Origin of the sequence: Candidatus Borrarchaeum sp. (assembly GCF_019058535.1) — an archaeon.
Lineage (GTDB): Archaea > Asgardarchaeota > Sifarchaeia > Borrarchaeales > Borrarchaeaceae > Borrarchaeum > Borrarchaeum weybense.
In genome coordinates this window covers 1-5,280 of the sequence record NZ_JAHPYX010000176.1, presented here as the reverse complement: position 1 = coordinate 5,280, position 5,280 = coordinate 1, and the positions used below count along the sequence as shown (strand labels likewise).

The following is a 5,280-nucleotide window of genomic DNA, read 5'->3' as shown; positions in this document are numbered from 1 at the left end:
GACTTAAGGTGCTCTAAAACTTGTAAGAAGAGTTTATGAGTTTCTTCCGCTACCACATTTATGCTATAGTAGCGTGTTACTCTTTCAATTGCATTCAAACTCATTTTAGTGGCTAAATCTTTATTGTTGAGAATTTTTTTAATTGCTCCCGCTAGATTTTTTGTTTTAGATGGCTCGATAAAAATGCCAACCTTTTCGCCAACAACTTGGGTCATCGGTTCAATTTTACATGTAATTATGGGTAGGCCTGAGGCCATTGCTTCTATAAAAACTGTTCCAAAACCCTCTTTCCTTGTGGGAAGAACAAAAATATCGGAAGAGGAATAATAAAGTGATAAATCCTCTCTAGGAACAGTGCCTAAGAAAAAAACATTTTTCTCTAAACCATATTCTTTAATTAATGAAATTAATTGAAAATAATAACTAGAGGGAGAATCATTAATGCTAAAAGCAGATTTTTCTTCTCTTGGACCAATTAATAATGCTTTAATATTAGGAATATCTTCCCTAACCATTGCAACTGCTTCAATTAAATCTTTATGTCCTTTATGGGGCACAATGCGTGCAACCGATAACAAAATAGGATCGTCTTCATTAAAGCCGTGCTTTTCCTTTGCGAAATTAGATTTCTTTATTTGAAAACTTGTTAAGTCCATTCCCATTGGAATAGTTTTAATTCTTGATTCGGAAATCTTAATTTCGTCTAAAATCTTCTTTCTTAAGACATTACTTGCTGCTGTTACAACTTTAGATCGTTTTAAAGTTAATTTAATCAACAACCAATAAATTCGAGGATTGATCTTACACTTATCTTCCAGCCAAGGATAATGATTCCATTCTGAATAGATAATTGGTACATGTTCCATTTTTGCGAAAAGGAGAATCGGCATAGCAAAATTTGCATTCAAAAGATTTAGAATATTAAAATTATATTTCTTATTTAGTCCATAAAGAAAATTAAATATCTTAAGATTTCTCCAAAGAGCATTTTTTCCTATTGGAATATTATGAAAATAAATTCCATCTTTAACGTAATTTTCGTTCTCTAGTAGATTGGCGATTATATGAACGTTTATTCCCTTTTTTGCTAAGTTTTTTGCAAGAAAATATAATCCATATTCACTTCCTCCCCCAAACTTCGTATCAATCAAACAAGGATTTTTTGACAAAAAAACAAAGCAAACTCTCATAATTCTCCCTATTATAGCATTTATTTAATCAGGTTTTTCTTTTTTTTAAGTGTTCATTATTGGTATAAAAAATTTCTAATACTGCTAATTAAAACAACGATGTTTCTTGTGCGACGTTCTGAGATTTTAAAAAAGCCTAAAACGAGGTAGTTATTCGAAATAATGAAGATACTCTTAATTTCATTCTATGAATAAACTACATAAAAAGAGGTTTAAAGAACTTCATTTTTAATAAGAAACTAGACTTAAATTGCTCTTTGAAAAGTAGTAGATTTCCAAATTTGGAGTTATGGAATTGTCATCCTATCAATTAATGAGTGTAATAATTCCAACATTTAATTCAGAGAAATTCATCCGAGATTGTCTCTCTGCTTTAATTGCACAGAAATCACCTATTTCCTATGAAATAGTAGTCGTAGATAGTGGAACTGATAACACAAAAAATATTTGCATGGAATATGGGGTAAGATATTTTTATTGTAAACAATGTAATTCAGCGGGTTTAGCAAGAAATTTTGGCATCAAACAAGCTAGGGGTGAAATTATAGCATTTTTAGACGTCGATTGCATCATTCCTGAGAATTGGTTTCAAAGAATTATCGATACGTTTAATGAGCATCCAGAGATTGTTGGAATATTAGGTTATTATTCGGGAGGGAAAGACCTTATTCAAAAAGTCCTAAATGAAGAATTTAGTAATAAAAAAATAATAGGATTTCACGAGGGATTCAGAGAAGGTAATGCCGTCTTTAAGAAGAGAGTATTTGATCAAGGATGTAAGTTTGGTGAATTTAAATGGTCTGAGGGTAATGTCTTAATTCGGCAAATTAATGAACTCGGATATGAAACATTATTAGATCCATCGTTTAGAGTCACTCATTTGAGCTCAGTTACTCTGCGTAAATACTTTGCTGGAGGCAAGAGTTATGTTCATAATAGTAGAAGATATTTTGGTAATTTTAAACGATCCTTAGTTATCCCGCTAGCTATTATTGCAAGTATAGTAACTATCATTTTCTTTTTTTTCACAGGAATTGTCTTTTTTTTATCTCCTTTCATTTTTCTTAATCTATTTTTCTTATTTCATATTCTAAAACAACAAAGTACTCCAAGAAAGTATCTCTTGTTGTGTGCTCCGTACTTACTGCTTACAAAATGGATCTTTTGGTCTGGTTTTTTGTTTGAAACGCTAAGATATTTTATAAAAGGAAATATCGCTTAATTTTAACCATCTAAGGCTCATTGAATTATTTTGTCATCATAGCAAATACCGTTTGCAAAATCACAAATTTTAGCGAAACTTAAATTTTCGGACTGTTTTAATGAATGGTTTTGAATAAGAAAATTCTAATTTAATAGGCACACAAGAACACAGATTGCAGAAATCATTACTTTTTAAAATATTTAGTTCTTAAATACCTAAAAACACCTGCGAGCATTGAAGGCGGAAAATTAATAGAAAAAAAATCCGTCTATTTTCCACTATGACTTAGGATAGGTTTAATCATGTTGTTTCGAAAGAACTTAAGTAGGCTAGTAGCAAAATTATCGACTCTCCGAAAACAGCAGGTTATTTGGCTTTTTCTTTTGCCTTGGTTTATCTATACTGTTTTAGCATTTTTAGAAATCTTCATGGCCATGTCAGTTATACCTCCTTTCGCAGATTATACCGCATCGGATGAAATTGACTCTTATTTTTTAACAAAGACAATTGTTGAAAACTATAGCTTTGCTATTACTCCCTATGCTGAAAATGTACTATTAGTAGAGCCATTGGATCTTATAGTACTTAATGGAAACGTGTATATTCGCTACCTACCAGGTCTCGCCTTCTTTGGCATTCCATTTTATATTCTTGGTACATTAATTGCACGATTATTAAATTTAGAAGGTGTCCTCCTCGAACGGGTTTTATTCTTTTTTGTATGCCAAGTGAATGTATTATCTGCTTCGTATACTGTTTTATTAATTTACAAACTATGCAAATTTCTTGGTGCAAGTGAGAAAGCTAGTTTTTTATCGTCTTATGTATTTGCCTTCGCAACAGTCAATTTAGTTTATGCAAGATCGTTTTTCGACCATTCATTGGGTACAATGTTAGTTTTTTATAGTTTTTATGAAGTTTTGAAGATTATTAAAGGAAGAAAAAATACAAACAGACAATTTATCTTTCCCGGATTGTTATTGGGTTATTCTACAATTGTAAGATATTCAAACACTTTCATCCTCTTTCCAATGTTACTTGTATTCTTGTTAAATAAAAAACTCAGCAAATTCTCGCTTTTTTTGGCTGGATTTTGTACAATGATTCCTGTTCATATGTTGTATAATTTTATTTTGTTTGGAAATCCATTTACTACGATATATACCTACGCAGGTCCATGGATCACTACATTTTCAGTGGCTATGTCTACGGGAGAACCCACTTATCCTTCGTATGTGTACTTATGGTGGCAATTAAAGCAATCTTATTCTGGATTACATATTTTCGTAGGATTATTTATCTTACTTTTTAGTCCTTTTAGAGGGCTCTTCTTCTATTCTCCAGTGCTTATTTTCTCATTATTGGGTATTTACCGAACAATTAAACAAAAAGGATTCGACATCTCATTTTTTTCTCTAACTTCTTTTATTCTAGTCGCGGTAATTTATGCGTATATATTGCCAATTGGAGAATGGGAATGGTCGACAAGATACTTGAATGAGATGATTCCGTTGCTAGTTATTCATATATCGATTGTAATCGATACCAATAAAACCAGGATATCAAAGATAATCTTTAATATCCTATTCTTTTGGAGTACATTTGTTATGGTATTAGGTATTTATCCCAAATTTTGGCTAAACGCTGTTCCATTGTTTAGAGCAATTGAATTTTTATTTGAAAACGGATTCTATCGAATATTAGTGATAGCCATTTTTTCCATTATTTTGGTATGTTTTGTGTATACTCGTGCATATATTTCATTAAAAGAAAAAACAAGGTTGACGAGTTTTTAGTGAGCAAAAAACTCATTAAAAAAAGTCAATTGACAACTTAACTTTTTAATTTTCTCATTCACAATATTTTAAAAACAATCTTGGTGAAAATATCAATTCAATTGAATTCTGAAATCAATAATTTATTTTTGGAGTGGGTGGTTAATCTATTGACTAATATTCTGAAGGCAAATAGGCTCATACAATTAACAATTTTTTCAGTGATCGTGAGACTAGTTTATCTTATCATACTAAATTTTTTTGTTAGACCGAACTTTCCGATATATCCTGGTTTAGAAGGAGGCAATCTTTTTAGTGTTGATGTACCTGAGTGGTATTCTAGATATAGTCTATCCCAATACGGCTTAATACCCTATAGGGATTATGAATGCTCATTTCCACCGTTAGGAGTAACCTATATTCTGTTTTTATGCTATTTATCAAATTGGAACTTTTACAATTTTGTTTATGTATTTGTTCCTCTTTTTAATTTTGGTTTTGGGACGTTATTATGTGTCTTAATATATAAAACTGTTTTAATGATGTGGAAGAACGAAAATCTCGCGTTTTATCTATCGCTACTTTATACGATTTCGCCAATAGTAGTTTATGCTGAAGCACAACATCACGATCATATTGCTATGTTGTTCTCGGTTCTTTCATTGTATTTTTTCTTGAATAAAAAGCTTAATCTCTCTGCAATTTGTTTAGGTTGTGGAATTATGCTCAAGTATTTTCCTGTTTTTCTTCTTCCTCTTTTTATTAAGTATCTATACGATAATAAATCTAAGAGTTATGAAATTCTCCAATATCCTATTTTCACATTACTGGTATGTCTTTTTGCTTATTTGCCATACTTTATTTTAAGTCCTGAGGGAGTTTTGTATTCTTATGTTTTATTAACTAGAGGTGGGGCAGTACTGGTAGAAACAAAACTTCCCATAAGCGGTGCTTCGCCTTGGGTTGCCTTATTGAAATTAGGTGTGCCCTCAATATTATTAATTTTTATGCCTTTCTTAGTTCAGTTAGGGCTTGATTTGTTTCTTGCAATTCAGAAAAATAATTCTCAATAAATATTAGTGATATTAAAAAATTTATCTTAATTTTCAAT

General features: G+C 30.9%; 4 protein-coding genes. 3 read left to right on the top strand and 1 reads right to left on the bottom strand.

Going from position 1 to position 5,280, the window contains the following annotated elements:
• Positions 1 to 1,169 (bottom strand): glycosyltransferase family 4 protein (locus QVB70_RS10365; RefSeq protein WP_287585758.1); only part of this gene is annotated, 1,169 nt, incomplete at its 3' end.
• A gap of 316 nt (positions 1,170 to 1,485) precedes the next feature.
• Between QVB70_RS10365 and QVB70_RS10360 the strand changes: the two genes are divergently transcribed.
• From QVB70_RS10360 to QVB70_RS10350, 3 genes are all read left to right on the top strand, one after another.
• Positions 1,486 to 2,412 carry a glycosyltransferase family 2 protein gene (locus QVB70_RS10360; protein WP_287585755.1) on the top strand — a complete coding sequence of 309 codons (927 nt, stop codon included), beginning with the start codon at positions 1,486 to 1,488 and terminating at the stop codon, positions 2,410 to 2,412.
• A gap of 284 nt (positions 2,413 to 2,696) precedes the next feature.
• Positions 2,697 to 4,190: a hypothetical protein gene (locus QVB70_RS10355; RefSeq protein WP_287585752.1), complete on the top strand. Its 1,494-nt coding sequence runs from the start codon at positions 2,697 to 2,699 to the stop codon at positions 4,188 to 4,190.
• A 149-nt stretch (positions 4,191 to 4,339) separates the two neighbouring features.
• Positions 4,340 to 5,242, top strand: a complete 903-nt coding sequence (locus tag QVB70_RS10350; RefSeq protein WP_287585749.1) for a hypothetical protein — start codon at positions 4,340 to 4,342, stop codon at positions 5,240 to 5,242.
• Positions 5,243 to 5,280: the final 38 nt, after the last annotated feature.